Here is an 18,373-nt window from a genome sequence, read left to right as displayed (position 1 = left end):
AGCTATAGCAGGACGAGACAAGGAGCAAAGTCCTAATTATATAAAGCAAATTGCAGGTTTAGCCATAGCCTGTAATGCTTACGGCATATTAATTTTAAATTATTGCGATATTAAATTTATTAAAGCAAATGAATTCGATAAGCGCTTTTAGAGAGCTGTTTTAATATCTGTGAAGAGTTAAAGATTGAAATTATAGATTATGTAATCTGCAACCCACAAACGTATTTGAGTTTACGGGAAGGTTATAAGGACTAAAATAAAACAGGTTGCCTCAATTTTGAGGCAACCTGTTTTTATTACAATATACGTTTGACGAAAAAATAACCAATTATACAGTCTTTCAATTTTCCATTTCATCAAAAGAAAGATCATCCATCAAATTAATGAACTTTATATGAGGTAGACTTTTTTTCAATAAAACAATTTTATCATCAGAAAGAACCACGCTAACCAAATCAATTTCTTTTAAAAACTTGCATTTTTTTAATTTAGTCACAATTGATTCCATATTAGAATCAGGACAGAATGGAATGGCTAATGTTTCCAATTTGCACTTTGTAATGCCACTCGGAAGATCTAATACATACAAACTCTGTAGTCTGAGGTGCTTTAAATTTTTGAAATTATTAATCTTCTCTGTCAGCTTATAATAATAGGGATTAATTGGCATAACATTACCTGGTGGAAAAATGGTCTGCCCAGGATTAAGTAATATTAAACTTTCCAACTGCGGATATTTTTTTAGATAATCAGAAATATTGGGATCAAAATCTGTTACTGTCACCATTAGGTTTTTATCTATCGATTGGCTCATTACGGTGTAATAGTTTAAGAAAAATAAAGATATGATTAAAGTAATTATTTTCATTCCGGTATATTTTAATCCTACCCATTAGAGCAAAATACGAAGATCTTGCATTGGCATACAAATTTTTTTCTAACCTTAAATATGTAATGTTGCCTCAATTTTTGAGGCAACATTACTATCTTACAAATAACTTTTCTGAAGAAGATGGTTCAAGATCGGTCCGGTAATTAAATAGAATATTAATGAGGCAACAAAAAAGGCTATCCCGATGATATATTTCGTCTTTCTATCTAACTTATGCAATAGAAGAGATAAATATGCGCCTGTCAAAGAAAAAAAATAGCCTATGGTGTTAACTTTATTTAAAAATTTAAGCATCCTGACATCATTATTATCTACGCTATATACAGCACTGATAGAAATTAACTGACCTTCTTTTACTGGTGTAAACATTGCCTCTTTTATCTGATAGAAGATACCATTAGGGCCAAATAGCAGTAGCAATAATTCGATCGCGCAGCTGGATAAGGCTATAATGTATATAATTTTTAAAGTCTTCATATCATAATTGGTAACTTGGAACATTCTTCAGCCAATAGTTAAAGAATGTTTTGATAATTTTATTGACTTCCGAAGAGTTCATCATTTTCTTTTGCCATGGCAGCTTGCGCTAACCAATAATCTACTCCTGTTTTTCCAGCACCATCTGGGTCAATGCTAAAAAAATCAGGTATTATTTCATAGATTTTTCTCGTCTCAACTTCTTTAAGAAAATAAGTTATGCACTCTAGTAATTTTAAAAATGAGGAAAATATAATTTCACTTAGTCCTTCAATATCACCATAATAGTCATAATCAAAAAATCTTATTGGAAATTCATTATTTATTATTTCTCTTCTCCCGTCAAAAATCAATGGCCCCATATCATTTCCTTCTTCCCCAAATGGATAAATTTTATTTGCAATCAAGTTTTCCGCAAGGTCATTGTTTAAAACATCTATAATTTCTTTCAATGGTTCATTGGGAAAAGAATGTGGTAATCGCACTAAAGAGCAATCGCAATCCAAAAAAAAGTATAACTTATGCCATTCTATAAAACTTTCAGGAAATTTGACCTTGAATTTTTTTTCGATGTTTTGATAATCACTCACGTTGAATTTTCCATTTATGGGCTTCCAATTGTGCCAACCGCTGTCACTTACAGTTGAGGCCATCATATTCTTTGGCGTTTGCTCTTTAAACACGGTGTTTAATTCCTCGTTAAAAAACTGTTTAAAAAAGTCATTTATTATCTTTTCTTTATTTTCCATTTTGGACAATCATGAATAGGCAATATTGAAGCTGTTAATCATCAAAACTCTCACTAGCTTTTTCAGCTTCTATTCTCTCTAGCCAAAAGTCGACACCTGTTTTCCCTGCACCTTCCGGGTCAATTCTTAAAAATTCAGGCAAGATTTCTGATAAGGGTGAGGTATTAATATTTTGGAGTAGATAGGTTATGCATTCAAGTAGTTTAGTAAAACAAGAAAAAATAACCTCACTTAGACCATCAAGATCACCAACATATTCATAATCATAAATCCTAATAGGAAATTCATTATTATCCCTAGGTTCACGTGCGTCAAACACATAAGGTCCTATTTCGTCATTGTCCTCAGCAAAAATAAACAGCTTAGATTTTGCTAAGTCTTTAGATACATCGTAATCAAAGTTATCAATTATATCTTGTAGTGGTTGTTTAGGTGATGAAAAAGGTAGGTCTATAATTCTACAGCTGCAATTCAGAAAGAAATATCGTTTATGCCATTCAATGAGGCTTCGAGGGAAAATTACATTAAACCTCTTTTCTAAACCATGATAATCATCATAGGATAACGCTCCTTCAATTGGCTTCCATTTGTAATACCCATCATCACCAACTGGAGAATCCATCATTTCTTTTGGGGTGATCTCCTCGCCATAACCTCTCCAATAATCTGTGTAGCTAAAAAAACTACTATAAAAATCTTCTATTATATTCATGATAAAAAACCAACTGTAAATGTTATACTAATTTATGAATTACATCCGAGCATCTATTTTAAATCTAGAATCAACAGTGTGCTTATTTTTCATGTCAATGTCTTCGGTAAACTTACCGAGCTTCACAACTCCCATATATTTTTTTTCATCTTCATCCCAGACATAATCTGCATAAACGTTGTAAGTGACAATTGCCCTCGTGACCTCACCCGCACTATTTTTATATTTTATTTGGTTTGTAATTTCAAAATAATCACCTGTCGTAGGATTTTTATATATTTTCCCGCTGATTTTATTGGTCCAGATGAAGAAAGTTTTGCACTTGTTTTGAGCCTTAGGAGATTATTTTCAAAATATTGTTTGGCTTCCTCAATTGATATTGATTTGTCAAGTACATTTGAATTGGGTTGTAGCAGATCTTTTTTACAACCTTGTACCAAGGCTAGGCACATTACAATTAAGCAAGCTATCGCTTTGCCTTTTAAGAGTGTTAATTTTTTCATTGTTAATTTAAATTTTAAAGTGAGAGGGATGATTTGCAATTAAAAATAATTCGTTTTCTAAATGCTGTTTAATATTTTTGACATATCTGTAACTTCACATTCTGTGATATTATTCCGGATCAGCACCCGTTGGTGGTGCCTCTTCCTGTAATTTTGCAATAATCTCTTTCATTTTGGGCAGGCCGAAATAATTATGCTGTTCTATTATTTTAATTACCTCGGGATGCGAAACCGAAAGGTTGTATAATGAAGAGCCAGGAAGATTCCAAACATCAGATGATGCAGGAGATTTATACTTTTCTATAGCAGGGTTTTCGATATTGGCAATGTTGGCTACAATTTCAGCTTTTTCGACATCAGTAAATTTTTTAGAGGGGTCTTCGTCGAAGATTTTATAGCTAGGATCCTTTGTATCTCCATCGTATAGTGTAAATATAAAATAGCCTAACGCATAAATAAAATGATTGTCAGTAGCACTGGTATTCTCCTCCACATATTTTAATAAATTTTTTCTGATCTGTAATTTATTATAACTGTCTTTAATAAAAAACAAATCTGCTATATATTGTCCTCTTACAGGATTTGCTTGTGTGTTCTCTTTATATAAAGAATCAAGCATCATTTTGTCTATTTTTGACTCTTTATCGTAACTATATCTTTGAAGTAACATACTTAAGAAACCTTTATCGTTATTTAAAAGCCATGCTAAACTCGCTTTATCATTATTGAATAAATATTTATTCCTGTGGATATGATAAGGTTCAATATTAATTGTATAACTATTATCTTTATTAACTTTGATTAGATCGTCTAGCAGTTGGAATCCAAAAAAGAGATGCTCTTTCCTTAGTAAAAAATAGTTGTCGTAATATAATGGGTCTTCAAATTCATTTTTAACCATTTTTTTATAATCTTCTCTTTGGTTCCCAAATAATGTAATATAACTCATTGTTACATTCATTTTATAATGATGACTTTTTAAATTTTCAATTCCAAATACCTTTTTAATCCTTTGATAAAACGAATCATCCGTAATAGATTTAAAGCCGTTGTTTTTTAATCCTTCAAACATTACTATGGAAGCTAATTCTAAATCTCTAGAAGTTAAATGATATGGATGTTCGATGAATTCACCGTCATCTTCATCACTTTGTATTCTTTTTTGGTCTTTTAGATGTTGTTTTATTTCCTCAATTAATTTTATTGAAAGCATTTGTTCTTGTTTTTTTTGAACTATGTTGTCATTATTTTGCTTGTTTTTGCAACCACCTAGTATGGATATGGCGATAACGAAGAATAATACTCTTTTCATTTTATTAATTTGTTTTATTTGTTTTATCTTTTTCTTTTATAGCAAATTTTTTGTTTATTTCCTCAGAGCTTATATAAGTATCGATTTTTTTTAATTTATCCACTTCTTTAACTTCATAATCACTTGGAATGTAGAAGCCTACAAGTTTTTTTGTGATTTTTTTATAAGTAAAGGATTCACCATAACTGCTAAAGCGGATAGAATTTCCTTGATTGCCGCCTAGTAAAATAAATCGATTATCCTTTGTTTTTCCATATAAAAATCCTGTGTGTCCTTTACCGGATCCATCTGTACTTTTATAAACCACTAAGCAACCATAAATAGCATTTGGAATTTGTTTGTACTTTTCATTGTATGTAGGTTCTAATGAACTAGCGGAATTAAAATGATTATATGGTTTTTTCGTTTTTGGATTATTGGTTTTATGAATACACCAATTCATGAAAGCTGCACACCATGCTCCATATTCTCCATTCGTTGGTTTACTGTTATTATTGCAATATTCAAGATAGCTCTTTGCCCTAGAGTACATGGGTTCTTCTGACTCTAAATTTCCTTTCATCGCTTTGGCTTCACTTAATGCTATTTCCATCCAAGGGGCACGATTACCTAATATTTTAATATCAATATTTTTCCAGTCACATTCAACAACCTTAAATACATTAGAGGTATAATTATCAAAAGCATTTTGCTTTAGTGTATAACTGTTGCCAACTTCGTGACCTACTCCTTGAGAAATTGGTTTACTTTCCGGAAATCCGTTGGATAAGGCAATCAATCCATTCCATTTAAAAAAGGCCATTGATGTTAGTACAGCAATCTTAATATCCTTAGATACGATGTCAGGATTTTTAAGGATATCTGTTTTTTCATATTTTAAAGTATAGGCATTTGCTTTGGTGTAATTTTCCCTTCCGGTAAGCTGGATTAGACCTTTGCCCCTAAAATTCCAGCCATCGCCTTCCTGGGTATTTCCGACCCTATTATTTACACTTCGGTTTTTATCGGCATAAGCTAAATTGGCTATCATCTTTTGATTCGCCGCATGGTCTTTGGTCCGCCCATATTTATAAGCGTCTTCATGGTGTTTGGTGAAATAAGAAAACGGGGGACTGTCGCGCTCACCTGTTTTTTTATTCAGGTTTCCATTTATAAGTGTATCAGCACTATAATCCATACTCTCACCACTTTTTAAATGTAATTTAGTGCTTGATTCGACCCTGATCTGGGCAAAGAAATGTGCTTTTACCCAGCAGGTGTTCATGCCAAGTTCTGCCATATATTTATTGTAGGTATGGGCAACTGTTGTGAGTGTCTCATTATCTGCATCTCCAAATATCTGCTTCAATTCTGCCGTAGTAATATCCTTATTGCACCTTGGGCAGCTGCTGCTATTGTGTCCTTCCTGTCTCCCAATCCCCACGAGTACCTTACCACCATTTGCAGGCACGTCATTTTTGAAAGCCATCAAGGTGTTGCTGATGCCAAAAAACTCCATTTCTTCGATCACGGCATAAAAACGGTGCAGTTTTTCACTATAACTTTTTTCCCAGTTTTTGGCCAGGGTAAAATCAAATTCAACTATGCCGTCAGGGTTTAAGGGATATTCTTTATGGTGTACAAGTGTGTCTTTTCGAAGGTGATCCATTCCCAGCCGGCTTTCTTTACGGTATATTTTTACCGAGATGTTTTTTGCACTCAGGTTCCGGGTACGGATGCGGCATTGCATCTTACTGCCATATAAGGCCTGTATAACTGCTTTACCATCGGTTAAAAATTCAATGTTTACAATTTCTTCACCCGTAACCAGTTTTAGTTTTTGCAGCGGCTGGGGGATATTTCCGCTTAAAATTTCATATTTTTTATCGGCAGCATGGATCTTGAAATAAAATTCTATTCCCTCTTTTAACAGTTTTGAATATTGGGCGGCGTGTGGTACAAAAGCATATTTTCCGGTATCCAGTACCTGGTTTTGGGGTACCTTGAAACCATTGATAATATGCATGGCCCTGGCATTGCCATCACGATCGATAAAACCATATTCCAGATTAACAGTAATGCCCTCTGCCGCTTTAAATTTAAGGTAAGCGTGGTTTTTTTCTTCCCAGCCTGTTTTTGTCTTTTTGCCCCCTTCGGGGTATTCCCATTGTGCAAGTATAAGCTCGGGCTGGGCGACGGTTATTTTAACCGATACCTTTGCGCTTGGCTGTACCAAATAGGCCTGTACTGTGTATTCGCCGGGTTCTTCGAATTGATGGCTTACCGTTTCACCTGTTTTGGTTTTAAATGCTTCAACAAGCTTCCCTTCATTGTCTTTACATATCCATTTTACCGCAGCATTTTCTTCGGGAAGGGCAGGCAAAATCTTAAAACGGTCTTTTACACTAAATGTGACCTGTTCTTTTATCCTTGTACTTTCAACAGAAGCTATAACCGATGTAAGCCCATTCTTAATGGCATGTATTTGCTCTGATTGTTTTGAAGCACCGTTAAAGCAGGCTGATACTACATAGGAACATTCATCATTACAGATTACCTGTGTAATGTTCCCGGTAGAGGTTAATAGGGTAGGTATGCCCGGACCACCTGTTTTGATTACTTCCCAGGTAATGGTGCTGATATCGCCAGGTACGGCCAGGGCTGGAAAAAGGCTTTTAAGTCTGAATTCTACAGGTACCTGTATCCTCACTTTGGTTTTTCCATCTAGCGTGGTTACCGTTTCAATCCCATTTTGTTTTATGGTGTAAGCCCTGGTTACTTTTTTATCGCCATTGGTTTTGCCATAGGCCTCAATAAGGTAAGTTCCTGCTTTTTTGAAGGTAATGGTGATGGTTTCGCCTGCATCGCTCCTCAATTGCATTGGCTCACCATTTGTATCATAAACTACCCAGTTTACACCCTGTTTTTCTGCATCGCTTGGCTGTCCGTTAAACTCAGCCCTGAAAGTAACAGGGCTATTGAGCGGTTGCAGTTTATCATAGGTTAAAGGATTAATTGATTTTACGGTTGCACCGTCCTCGTCTTCGTTTTTTGCCAAAGCACTGGTATATATCAACTCCTCTGTAATCAAGGGGCCATCAGCTGCCCAGTTGCCTGCATTAGCATTTTCGAGTTCGTGGGAAGTAATATTAGCCTGTTGACCGTGCTGTACAATTTTTATATTTCCGTTTTTTGCTGTGCATATTGCCGTACTTTTATCTGTTAGCACATAAGCGCCATTTGGAAGTTCTACTTTTTCATAATAATCTTTCCATTGCAGTTTGGCCGTGCAGGGCACAGGTTTGCTTGGATCTGGTACTTTGCATTGACCAAAGTTCAGGTTGAGCAGTTTATTCTCTAAAGTGGTTGCAATCAGTTTGGTTTCACCGTTATCGTTGATCACGTATTTATTATGACTGAGTACTTTCAGTGGTTTGGGAGAAGGATCGAAAGCTTTATCGCAGGTGCATTTTGCACCATGGCATGCCAAAATCTCGGTAATTTCCTCGTTTGGTGTAGCACTGTCAGAATCTTGTGTGGCAGGCTGCCCTGATACCTTTGGGATATCGGCAACTTCAGTAGCTGTGGCATTATCTTTACCATCAGTTGGTTCAGGGTCTGTGCTCCAATTCATTTTGGTATATTTAATTGGTTGTTAAAGTAATTTTAAGCGTCTTTTTATAACTGTTTGTGCTTAAGGTATAACAGCTTTCTAATGCATTACACCAACCCGTACGCTTATCCAGCTGGTATTGCCCGTCAATGCGGATTTCGCTGAGGTAATCATCTGTTTTGGTTTTAAGCCAATTGTTAAAGCCAGGTTGATTATGGATTTTGTCCCATTTACCCGAAAAAGTAATTAACTGTTCGGTTGCAGAAGTATAAAGCAACCATTTTTCGTTAATTTGGATAGGGAAGGGGCACAAAGCATGCACCGTTCTTTTGCAATAAAAGGTGTTGCCTATAAAAGGGGCATCATAAATATTTCTGAAATATTCGTTCAAAAACAGGTCTTGCATAATGTAATGCATCAATGTTTCGCCAGGCAACATTTTTTTGTCGATTTCTGTCAGGGCCGGTTCTACCCAGTCGCCCGTAAAAGTATCAGCTAAATTTTTCCTGATATTCAGCCACCTTTGCCATAATTCAGTTTGTTTTTCGATAGTAACGGGTGCCCTGTTTAAACCCAGTTTTAAGGTTAACTGATGCAATGTTGCCGAAACCTGCTGTGCAAATGCATCGGCATTGTTATTTGGTAAAACATTGGGTAATATTGGTTTACGGATAATTTCTATATGTTGATTTCCAGACCAAAAGGAAGTTTTGTGTGGAAAAATTTCTACATTAAAAAGTCTAATAAAATCCTCATGCTTAAGCGCTGTTTGTTCGGTAATTTCTATTTTACAAAGCATGCTTAACGTTTTTTCTAAAGATTTATATTGAATTTTACTCATATTCTCCTTTGGTTAAATCATTTTAAATACTGCCTAAAATGTATACATATAGTGTTATTTTAACTGTTAAAAAGATAATCATCACTAAAAAGAACAGCCAGAGCCTTTTTGGCCTGTAATCAGAAATAAGGGCTATTAAACAGATGGGTATTTGTACGATTTCTAAAAATGTGCCGTATAAAAAAAACATGGAGGTAATAGAAAGAATAGCAATAGGCGGGTTTAACGGAATAATTATCGTAGCCAGATAGAAAAGGCATATCATAAATGTGATGATACTCAGGTAAATATTGATTTTCCAAAACAGTTTCATGCTTAATATTTTGGTAACTTTTCTTTCAGTTTTTCATATAAATCGTGCCCGCCTCTGTAAATCTTTGATATGGTAGTTTCTTCAGGAGCTTTAGGGTTAGGATCTGTCCTGGCGGTGATCATATCTGATGGCTTTTTAACAGTATGAATTAAGGCTTCAATAAAAATAGATGAAACCTCTTCGGCAACTGGTTTAAAGTGCTTACTCGCTGCCCCAAAATCGCTTAAGCCGCCTGAGTTTTTATCCCGCATCCTGTTTCCCAGGTACCATTTGGCAAAATCTTCTATTTTATCAGCGCAATCCAACACTAAAGTTTCTTTTTCATACTTAATCTCATTGTTATTGATTTTGCCGCCAAGCATAGCCATAAAATAGAAAGCCCTGTTATTCCATTTATTGATAAAGTAATCTTGTAAAACCTCATGTATGGTGGTGAAATGTGCTGTAGAGTCTACAATTTTATCTGGCTGCTTTTCGTCCATTCCGGCTACATATGCACCAATATCACCTTCCAGGTTCACCATTGCACCATAACTGCTTCCGGAAACCGGAAAAATCGACTTTGCCCTTCTTTTTGAATTTCCGGCTCTTAAGTTCGATAAAAAGCCGGCACCTCCGCCCAAATCTCCAACCCATGTATTTAATTCAAGGCCTGTTCCGCCCTGGGTAAGTATTTTTGCATGTCTGGCAGCCCAGCTTCTTCTGGAGTCTAATCCGATAATTAAATGTCCAAAATCTAAAGCTTTATAAGGCGTATCGTACACTTCTGCTGATATATAAAGTGCCTGAAACAGATTACCCTTACAACTAATGGAGCATTTTAATTTTATTCTGGCGTCGTACTTTACATTTGAACCCGTATATACCGTAAAGGCCAGATTTCTTGAAGTACTTTTTTCATTTGTATAATCTACGCTCCATAACGAGCCGTAATAAATACCCCTTAGTGTATTAATCCTTTCGCCTACATCTGTCAGCTCATTTTGGATCAGCATATCTTCGGCGTCTTTAACTAATGCAACTAACTCTTTGAAATTTTTCGCCTTTGCATGCACTTTGCAGTTACATACTTTGTTTTCAACAGGCTCATAACGGTCATACTTAACTTTATCCGCGCTCTGCAACATCAGCTCTTTGGTTGCATTAAAATCGATATTCCCATCGGTTGCAGACCATTTAGTGCTTTCTGCATTTTCAGTTATCGTTTTGCTGATGTATTTGATCGTACCCATATCAAAACAATTTAACTTTACTGCCGCTTTTGTTTACAATCTCTTTGCTGCTATGTAGTTCTATATTATCTTTAGTACTGTTTAAATTAATCTGTTCTGCAGTTTTTTCTATACTGGAAGCCGTTTTATTAATGTTATCGTTAGCAACCATGCTGATGTTCTCGGCCATTACCGAGTGGTTTTCGCCCGCATTGCTTGCAATATTTCCTCCGGCATTGTTGTAAAGATGTTCGCCTGCAGCTATTGAAATGTTTTGTTCGGCACTGATTGTAATATTTTTAGCTGTGATGTTGATGTTTTCGGGGGCACTGATTTCGATACTTGATGCGCTGGTGTCAAATCTGATGATATTGTGGTTTTTATCGGTAATGGTAATGGTTTCAGCACCGGAAGTGTCGTTAAATTCTACCGTATGTCCGCTTCTGGTTGCAATTGTTTTTAAATGATTATCATCATCACCTCCTGCGCCATTTAAACCATGGAAAATACTTCCCAATACAATGGGCCTGGCAATATTACCTTCCTCAAAAGTTATTGCAACCTGGTCGCCAATTTCGGGAACAAATACAAACCCCCTGTTTGTATTTACCTGTGCACTGCTGCCTGCATCTGGTGTAATTATCCTTAACCAATCGGTAACGTCATTGTTGAGGCATTCCCATTTAAACTTCACTTTAATCCGGCCATGGCCTTGCGGATCATTATTATCCACCACATCAGCCAGCTGCACTTGCGGCTCAGGCCTTTTATAATGTTTTACCAAAAGATATTCTGTTGAGGCGACTAAACCTTCGAAAGTATTATGGTACTTGCCCGCTACATCAATATGGTGATGAATACTGGTGATCAGGAATTTACCCAGGCTTTCGGTAATGAAAGCAAGTTCCTGTTTAATACTCATCATGATTTCGGCAATACAGCCAATGCTGAGTGCTGCATTATCGCCTTTGGCACTTATTTTTAAAAACGCTGATGTATTGGCTTTTTCCTCATTTTCTGTATAAGTTTTAATTTCCTTATTGCTGTTTATAGAGATCAGGGCCTGTTGATGATGTGTTTTGCTAAAGGTTCGGTTAGCAGCTTGTACTGCATGCTCAAGATCGGGTATGCCATCGGTTTTGCCATTGCTTTCACTTTGCAAAATCTCATCTTCATCGGGGTGGTATGTGAAATTTTTAGTTTTGACCGGAGAAATTTCCATGGCATACTGCAAATCCTGCACATCGCGACCATAAATCAGTTCTATTTCCTTTTGTTCATCAGGTTTACCAAAATTGAGTTGTTTTCCATCATAGAAAAACCACTCATGGTATTCGGCCGATAAGCGGTTTAAAAATTCAAAATCGCTTTCCTTATATTGGATAAGATAATTTATAGGTGTTTTGCGATTAGTATTGGTTACTATTTTAAGGTCATTTGTAGCTGTATCTTTTGTAGCCAGCATTACAATTTCTTCCAAACTTTTATCAAGGTAAGAACCCAGGTCTGCTCCCCGTTCAATTAAAATGGTTGGGCTGTAACCACTCACCACAATTACCCCGTGATAGCCATGCCTTTGGTCAAGAGATACTTTGGTAACCAGCCCTGTAAATTCCTGCAATTTATCGGTTTCATAACCAAAAGAAGCTGTAAGTGTTTTGCCTACAAAATCGCGGCTGTTATCAAGCGTAACTAATCCGGGCAAACCCAATTGGTTATGTTTAAACCGAAGCTCGAAATAATGGTGGGCATTAAATCGTTGTTCCAGATCGAACGAATCAAAGTGCCTGATGGCTTTGCCTTCGATATTGATTTCGGTAATGAGTTTGTCTTCCATTAGCGCTTATTTTAGAAAAACCAGTAAATAAATGCACTCTGTTTTTTACACTAAGGCAAAACTTCGTCCAAATTCTTTTTATGCAAGTTGATTTTAGGGCTGTTTAGCTCGCTATGATGTGCAAAATCTTTGTTTCTTGCTTTGTATGCGCTTTTTTGATTTTAACACCGTGGAATAAAAAAAGAAGATACTTCAGTATTTATGTGGAAAAGTATAAGAGGTTTTACTAATTTTCTACACTATATTTTGTAGTTGTGGAAATACTTCTACATCTTTTTAGATCAGATGGTCTTAAAAACCTCATGTTGAATCATGTTTTATTCGGTTTTAAGCTTTTAATTAACACACTGGCTTTTAAAAATCAATTTATTTCTTTAAAAATGGATTAAACCCAATTGCAAAATAAGCGTGCGGTTTAGGCTTAATAAAAATGTGTAGCCTAAAAATTAGTCAATCGTTTGCGCTGATATTTATGTTGTTTTGCTCATTTGCTTGTTCTACTTTTAAAAAATACAAATCAACAAAACCCAATATAACCTAAACAAATGCGTGCCTTTTTGCTTAAAAATATACTTGTTATAGCATTTTTAATTGGCCTGACTGTAAATGGCCGGGCCCAAAAGCAAACTACCTTTGCCATTGGTGCCGATGCTTTTGAGCTCAACGGCAAACCTTATATAATACGCTGTGGCGAAATGCATTTTGCCCGTATACCCAAGGCCGAGTGGAAACAACGTTTGCAAATGGCCAAAGCCATGGGCTTAAATACCGTATGTGCCTATCTATTTTGGAACATGCACGAAAAACAGCCCGATCAGTTTACCTGGGAAGGGCAGAGCGATGCAGCAGAATTTTGTAAACTGGCCAAAGAGGTAGGTTTGTATGTAATATTAAGGCCCGGGCCATATTCTTGTGCCGAGTGGGAGTTTGGCGGTTTCCCCTGGTGGCTGCTTAAAGATAAAAACATTCGTTTGCGCACACAATACCCGTACTTTTTAGAAAGATCGAAAAAATACCTTTTAGCGGTAGGCAAACAGCTGGCACCTTTACAGATCAGTAATGGTGGCAACATCATTATGGTGCAGGTAGAGAACGAATACGGGAGTTATGGCAACGATAAGGATTACATGAACATCATTAAGACTGATTTAAAAGAAGCTGGTTTTACCGTTCCCTTATTTCATTGCGATGGCCCTTCGCAGCTAAAAAATGATCATCCTGATGGATTATTTGCGGTAGTAAACTTTGGCAGCGGACCAGAAGCCAATTTTAAAGCCTTAAGGGCCATACAACCAACTTGTCCGCTGATGTGTGGAGAGTACTACCCGGGCTGGTTTGATAGTTGGGGCAGGCCACACCATAAAGGCGATACCCAGCGCATTGTAAACGAATTAAAATATATGCTCGATCAGAAAGCATCTTTTAGCATTTATATGGCACACGGTGGTACAAGTTTTGGTACTTACAGTGGCGCCAATGCACCGCCATACCTGCCGCAAACCAGTAGTTACGATTATGATGCACCTATTGATGAGGCTGGTAATGCCACCGAGAAGTTTTATGCCATCCGTAAACTTTTTGCCAATTACCTGCAAGAGGGGGAGGTGCTGCCTGATGTACCAGCAGCAAACAAGATACAGAAACTACAGCCCGTTAATTTTTCATCAGTAGCTGTGCTTACCAAAAACCTCCCTAATCCTGTATTAGCAGATACAGCCATGCTAATGGAAGATTTAAACCAGGATTTTGGTTCGGTATTGTACGAAACTGCATTGGCGGCAGGTAAAAAGGCTACTTTGAATTTTAAAGATATCCACGATTATGCCCTGGTATATATTAATGGTAAAAAGATTGGTGAATTGGACAGAAGAAAAAATAAATTCAGCATCGAAATTCCTGCCAGAACGGTTAAAAGTACATTAAGAATTTTAGTAGAGGCTACGGGCCGTGTAAACTATGGTTACCAGATGCACGATAGAAAAGGCATACATGGTGAGGTATATTTAGCTGAAAACGGAAAACAAACCGCTTTAAAAGGCTGGAAAAATTATCCCATCAGGATGGGGGAGGTAAATATCCCGCTGCGTTACGAAAAACTGAAAGACCAGCCTGCTGCGGCAGCTTTTTATAAAGGTAGTTTTAATGCCGATAAGCTGGAAGATACTTATCTCGACATGGGTAAATGGAATAAGGGATTAGTTTGGTTAAATGGAATGTGTTTGGGCAGGTACTGGAATATCGGCCCTACACAAACCATGCTGGTGCCTGGCAGCTGGCTTAAAAAAGGTAAAAACGAAGTGGTGGTTTTCGATCTTTTCGGAATTGAAAAACCAGGCTTAAGCTTTTTAGATAAGCCTATTTTGGATGTGGTGAATGAAAAACAGCCCGAACTGCACCGTAAAGCCAGCCAGAAATGGATTTCGGAAGCACAACAGCCTTATGCCGAAGGTAGCTTTGCCAACGATAACAAATGGCAAACGGTGAATTTTAAACCGGTAACAGCAAGGTATTTCTGTTTAGAAGCGCTATCGGAGCAAAAAGGACAGCCATACACCACCGTTGCAGAAATTGTACTGCTTGATGATAAAGGCAATGAAATTCCGCGTAACGATTGGAAAATTGTTTTTGCCGATAGCGAAGAGCTTGGTGGCGATGATGGAAATGCGGCCAATGTGTTCGACCTCCAGTTTACCAGTATCTGGCATACCCAATGGGAAGATAAATCGCCAAAACCACCACACCAGGTCGTAATCGACCTGGGCAAAAACTACAATATTAAAGGATTAAAATTACTGCCAAGGCAGGATAATGCAAATGGAAGGATTAAAGATTACAGGTTATATTTTAATCAAAAACCATTTAAAAATCTTTAACCTGAAAACGCCTGTTAATGTATTGTAGATGAAGTGGTTTTGTTGTGAAAAAAGGCGAAATAATAGCTAGTAAAACGTTTGTTCAGAAATAATCGGATCAATTAAAAAACTAAACAATAAATATTAAACAACACAAATGGAACGTAGAGATTTTATCAAAAATGGTGCATTTACGGCTGCTGGTTTAACCATCCTGCCAACCGGAAGTTTATTTGCATCATCAGACAGCGGAAAAGTAAGATTAGGCTATATCGGTGTAGGTGCACGTGGAATGAGCCATATCTCGGAAGGTGCTTTAAGGGATGATGTGGAGATTGTAGCAATTTGCGATACCCAGGAAAGCTCGCTTAAAGTTTGCCGCGCTTTTATCGCTAAAAAAGGAAGGCCTGCCGCAACCGAATATACCGGTGGGGTAGATGCTTATAAAAAATTGATAGAACGTAAAGATATCGATGCGGTAATTATTGCAACGCCATGGCAGTTTCACCGCGATCAGGCGGTTGATGCCATGAAAGCAGGTAAATATGTAGGCTGTGAGGTAATTGCTGGTTTAACCGTTCAGGATCACTGGGATATTGTAAATACTTCCGAAAAAACTGGCATGCCTTACATGACTTTAGAGAACGTTTGTTACCGCAGAGATGTGATGGCAGCCCTAAACATGGTTAGACAAGGCCTTTTTGGAGAATTGATACACCTGGAAGGTGGCTATCAGCATAATTTAAGAAACGTACTTTTTAACAACGGTAAAGATTATTATGGCGGTGGGGTAGAGTATGGACCAAAAGCTTTAAGCGAGGCGCAATGGCGTACGCAGTTCAACATCGATCAGGATGGAGATTTGTATCCAACGCACGGGGTAGGCCCGCTGATGCAATATGCCAATATTAACAGGGGAAATAGCTTTACCAGTTTGGTATCGTTCAGCTCTAAAGCCAAAGGATTGGCGGCTTACGTAGAAGAAATGTCGCCAGGCCACCCAAATGCCAAAATCAATTATAAAAACGGTGATGTAACCACTACCATGATCAACTGTGCAAACGGCGAAACCGTTTTGTTAAGTCATGATACACACTTGCCGCGCCCATATTCGATCGGTTTTAGGGTGCAGGGAACAAAAGGACTTTGGATGGACGTAAATAAATCGGTTTATATCGACCATAAATCGAAAAAAGACGATGTATGGGATCCGGCTCAGGAATGGTTTGCTAAATACGATCACCCGCTTTGGAAAAAATATGAAGCAGAAGCTGTAGGCGCCGGTCACGGTGGTATGGACTGGTTTGTATTTAACGGATTTATCCAGGCCGTGAAACAGAAAAAACAAACGCCGATTGATGTATATGATTCAGTTACCATGAGCGTAATTACGCCACTTTCTACCAAATCGTTAAAAGAAGGGAACATGCCACAAAAATTCCCTGATTTTACCAAAGGAAAATGGAAAGACCGTAAAAATACTTTCGCTTTAGACGATAGCGGCTTTTAGTCTCGGTTGCGGGTAGTGCCTTATAGCCTGCCCGCATATTTTAACACGCAACTTTATCCAGGTATATCAATGTAGGTTAGCCTGGAACAATTTTCATTCAAATATATTAACATCTTATGTTTCAAGAAGTCTTAGGTGCTTATGGACTTAACGTAGAAAAATTTAAAATTGAACCTTTCGGCTCGGGTTTAATTAACCATACCTGGAAAGTTTATAGTGAAGAATTAGCCTATATTTTACAAGAAGTAAATACCGAGGTTTTTCGTCAGCCTCAAAATATTGCCCAAAATATCGAAACGATAAAGAAATATCTAGATCAAACTGCTCCGAAGTATTTGTTTGTTGCGCCTATATCTACATCAGATGGTCATGATTTTGTGGTGATTGATGATCATTTTTACCGCGTTTTCCCTTTCGTTGAAAACTCTTGCTCAATTGATTTTGTGCACCATCCGGAGCAGGCTTATCACGCTGCAAAGCAGTTTGGTAAATTTACGAGGATGTTATGCGCTTTCAATGTGAAAAAGTTAAAGCCAACCATTGAAGATTTTCATAACCTGCCCTTACGTGTTGAACAGTTTAAAACTGCACTAGAACAAGCCACTAAGGAACGCATTAAAGAAGCGAAATTCGCTATAGACGAAATTATCAGGCATTACGATATTGAAGAACAATATGGCCACATGGTAGATAGTGGCGCACTTAACCTGCGTGTTGTACATCACGATACTAAAATCAGCAATGTGCTATTACAGGTAGAAACCGGGGTAGGTTTATGTGTAATCGATCTGGATACGGTGATGCCGGGTTACTTTATAAGTGATGTGGGCGATATGATGCGTACTTATTTATCAGAAGCGAACGAAGAGGAGAAAGATTTTAGTAAAATAGCCATCAGGGAGGATGTATTTGCAGCGATACATAAAGGATATATGGAAGAAATGGATCCGGTTTTAAGTTTTACCGAAAAACAGTTCTTCATTTACGCGGGTAAATTTATGATTTACATGCAGGCAGTAAGGTTTATAGCCGATTTTTTAAATGGCGATACTTACTATAAAACCAATTATGCTGATCATAACCTGGTTAGAGGCTTAAATCAGATCGATTTATTGAATAAATACATCGCAAAACAGCCTGAATTCGAAGAGATTATCAGGAAAATAAACCAGGATAGGTTAAGCGAATCTAAAACAATATTAAACTGATAAGGTAAAAGGTAAGGTGTTCGGTTTTTTATGCTTCATCGTTTGAGCTGGACATCCTTTTTACCTTTATTAATTAGAAACATACATACATCTATAATCAACGGTCTGTTGAATTTGAAATTTTTACTTTTACCATCGACAGATTTAAATAGAAAAGTCGTCATTGCGAGGAGGAACGACGAAGCAATCTTTCATGCTTTTAATGATACAATAGAGATTGCTTCATCCAATGAAAAATTGGCTTCGCAATGACGATTTATCGAGACAAATCATCTCCTTAAAAGCCTATCGTCATACTTTTTTAAAGAAATTAACCCTTTAAATAGCTTTATTTTAACGAATAAAGCGCAAACGCTTGCCAGTT

General features: G+C 37.1%; 14 protein-coding genes. 3 read left to right on the top strand and 11 right to left on the bottom strand.

All coding sequences use genetic code 11. The annotated features are described in order from the left end of the window. Nucleotides 1–340: 340 nt before the first annotated feature. From U859_RS0108175 to U859_RS0108125, 11 genes are all read right to left on the bottom strand, one after another. Complete coding sequence (locus U859_RS0108175; RefSeq protein ID WP_025142914.1) at nt 341–868, bottom strand: hypothetical protein; 528 nt, start codon at nt 866–868, stop codon at nt 341–343. A gap of 120 nt (nt 869–988) precedes the next feature. Further along, entirely contained in the window at nt 989–1,369 is a 381-nt protein-coding gene (locus U859_RS0108170) for a hypothetical protein (RefSeq protein ID WP_162799900.1), read from the bottom strand. Between the two features lie 59 nt (nt 1,370–1,428). Next, the gene (locus U859_RS0108165; protein WP_025142912.1) at nt 1,429–2,118 is read right to left on the bottom strand and encodes a hypothetical protein; all 690 of its coding nucleotides are present in this window, start codon (nt 2,116–2,118) and stop codon (nt 1,429–1,431) included. Between the two features lie 34 nt (nt 2,119–2,152). Then, entirely contained in the window at nt 2,153–2,830 is a 678-nt protein-coding gene (locus U859_RS0108160) for a hypothetical protein (protein ID WP_025142911.1), read from the bottom strand. 227 nt (nt 2,831–3,057) lie between these two features. After that, nucleotides 3,058–3,333, bottom strand: a complete 276-nt coding sequence (locus U859_RS0108155; protein ID WP_025142910.1) for a hypothetical protein — start codon at nt 3,331–3,333, stop codon at nt 3,058–3,060. A 109-nt stretch (nt 3,334–3,442) separates the two neighbouring features. Then, nucleotides 3,443–4,645 (bottom strand): hypothetical protein, encoded by a 1,203-nt coding sequence (locus U859_RS0108150; protein ID WP_025142909.1) that lies wholly within the window; start codon nt 4,643–4,645, stop codon nt 3,443–3,445. 4 nt (nt 4,646–4,649) lie between these two features. After that, nucleotides 4,650–8,258 (bottom strand): PAAR-like protein, encoded by a 3,609-nt coding sequence (locus tag U859_RS0108145; protein WP_025142908.1) that lies wholly within the window; start codon nt 8,256–8,258, stop codon nt 4,650–4,652. 10 nt (nt 8,259–8,268) lie between these two features. Beyond that, on the bottom strand, nt 8,269–9,078 hold the full coding sequence (locus tag U859_RS0108140) for a hypothetical protein (RefSeq protein WP_025142907.1): 810 nt from the start codon (nt 9,076–9,078) through the stop codon (nt 8,269–8,271). 22 nt (nt 9,079–9,100) lie between these two features. Continuing rightward, entirely contained in the window at nt 9,101–9,391 is a 291-nt protein-coding gene (locus tag U859_RS0108135; RefSeq protein ID WP_025142906.1) for a hypothetical protein, read from the bottom strand. A 2-nt stretch (nt 9,392–9,393) separates the two neighbouring features. After that, complete coding sequence (locus tag U859_RS0108130) at nt 9,394–10,623, bottom strand: hypothetical protein (protein WP_025142905.1); 1,230 nt, start codon at nt 10,621–10,623, stop codon at nt 9,394–9,396. A 1-nt stretch (nt 10,624) separates the two neighbouring features. Beyond that, complete coding sequence (locus U859_RS0108125) at nt 10,625–12,439, bottom strand: type VI secretion system Vgr family protein (RefSeq protein WP_025142904.1); 1,815 nt, start codon at nt 12,437–12,439, stop codon at nt 10,625–10,627. A 545-nt stretch (nt 12,440–12,984) separates the two neighbouring features. Between U859_RS0108125 and U859_RS0108115 the strand changes: the two genes are divergently transcribed. The 3 genes from U859_RS0108115 to U859_RS0108105 all read left to right on the top strand — a co-directional run bounded on the left by U859_RS0108115 (nt 12,985) and on the right by U859_RS0108105 (nt 18,009). Continuing rightward, nucleotides 12,985–15,312 (top strand): beta-galactosidase, encoded by a 2,328-nt coding sequence (locus tag U859_RS0108115; RefSeq protein WP_025142903.1) that lies wholly within the window; start codon nt 12,985–12,987, stop codon nt 15,310–15,312. A 136-nt stretch (nt 15,313–15,448) separates the two neighbouring features. Continuing rightward, complete coding sequence (locus U859_RS0108110; RefSeq protein ID WP_025142902.1) at nt 15,449–16,801, top strand: Gfo/Idh/MocA family protein; 1,353 nt, start codon at nt 15,449–15,451, stop codon at nt 16,799–16,801. Between the two features lie 116 nt (nt 16,802–16,917). Next, entirely contained in the window at nt 16,918–18,009 is a 1,092-nt protein-coding gene (locus U859_RS0108105) for a phosphotransferase enzyme family protein (RefSeq protein ID WP_025142901.1), read from the top strand. Nucleotides 18,010–18,373: the final 364 nt, after the last annotated feature.

The sequence above is a fragment of the Pedobacter jeongneungensis genome (assembly GCF_000633455.1).
Lineage (GTDB): Bacteria > Bacteroidota > Bacteroidia > Sphingobacteriales > Sphingobacteriaceae > Pedobacter > Pedobacter jeongneungensis_A.
This window is presented reverse-complemented; position numbering and strand designations above follow the sequence as displayed.

Coding starts and splice junctions, on each gene's coding strand:
- U859_RS0108165 (WP_025142912.1), bottom strand. CDS start 2,118: ATGGAAAATAAAGAAAAGATAATAAATGACTTTTTTAAACAGTTTTTT.
- U859_RS0108110 (WP_025142902.1), top strand. CDS start 15,449: ATGGAACGTAGAGATTTTATCAAAAATGGTGCATTTACGGCTGCTGGT.
- U859_RS0108170 (WP_162799900.1), bottom strand. CDS start 1,369: ATGAAGACTTTAAAAATTATATACATTATAGCCTTATCCAGCTGCGCG.
- U859_RS0108125 (WP_025142904.1), bottom strand. CDS start 12,439: ATGGAAGACAAACTCATTACCGAAATCAATATCGAAGGCAAAGCCATC.
- U859_RS0108150 (WP_025142909.1), bottom strand. CDS start 4,645: ATGAAAAGAGTATTATTCTTCGTTATCGCCATATCCATACTAGGTGGT.
- U859_RS0108130 (WP_025142905.1), bottom strand. CDS start 10,623: ATGGGTACGATCAAATACATCAGCAAAACGATAACTGAAAATGCAGAA.
- U859_RS0108115 (WP_025142903.1), top strand. CDS start 12,985: ATGCGTGCCTTTTTGCTTAAAAATATACTTGTTATAGCATTTTTAATT.
- U859_RS0108145 (WP_025142908.1), bottom strand. CDS start 8,258: ATGAATTGGAGCACAGACCCTGAACCAACTGATGGTAAAGATAATGCC.
- U859_RS0108155 (WP_025142910.1), bottom strand. CDS start 3,333: ATGAAAAAATTAACACTCTTAAAAGGCAAAGCGATAGCTTGCTTAATT.
- U859_RS0108160 (WP_025142911.1), bottom strand. CDS start 2,830: ATGAATATAATAGAAGATTTTTATAGTAGTTTTTTTAGCTACACAGAT.
- U859_RS0108135 (WP_025142906.1), bottom strand. CDS start 9,391: ATGAAACTGTTTTGGAAAATCAATATTTACCTGAGTATCATCACATTT.
- U859_RS0108105 (WP_025142901.1), top strand. CDS start 16,918: ATGTTTCAAGAAGTCTTAGGTGCTTATGGACTTAACGTAGAAAAATTT.
- U859_RS0108140 (WP_025142907.1), bottom strand. CDS start 9,078: ATGAGTAAAATTCAATATAAATCTTTAGAAAAAACGTTAAGCATGCTT.
- U859_RS0108175 (WP_025142914.1), bottom strand. CDS start 868: ATGAAAATAATTACTTTAATCATATCTTTATTTTTCTTAAACTATTAC.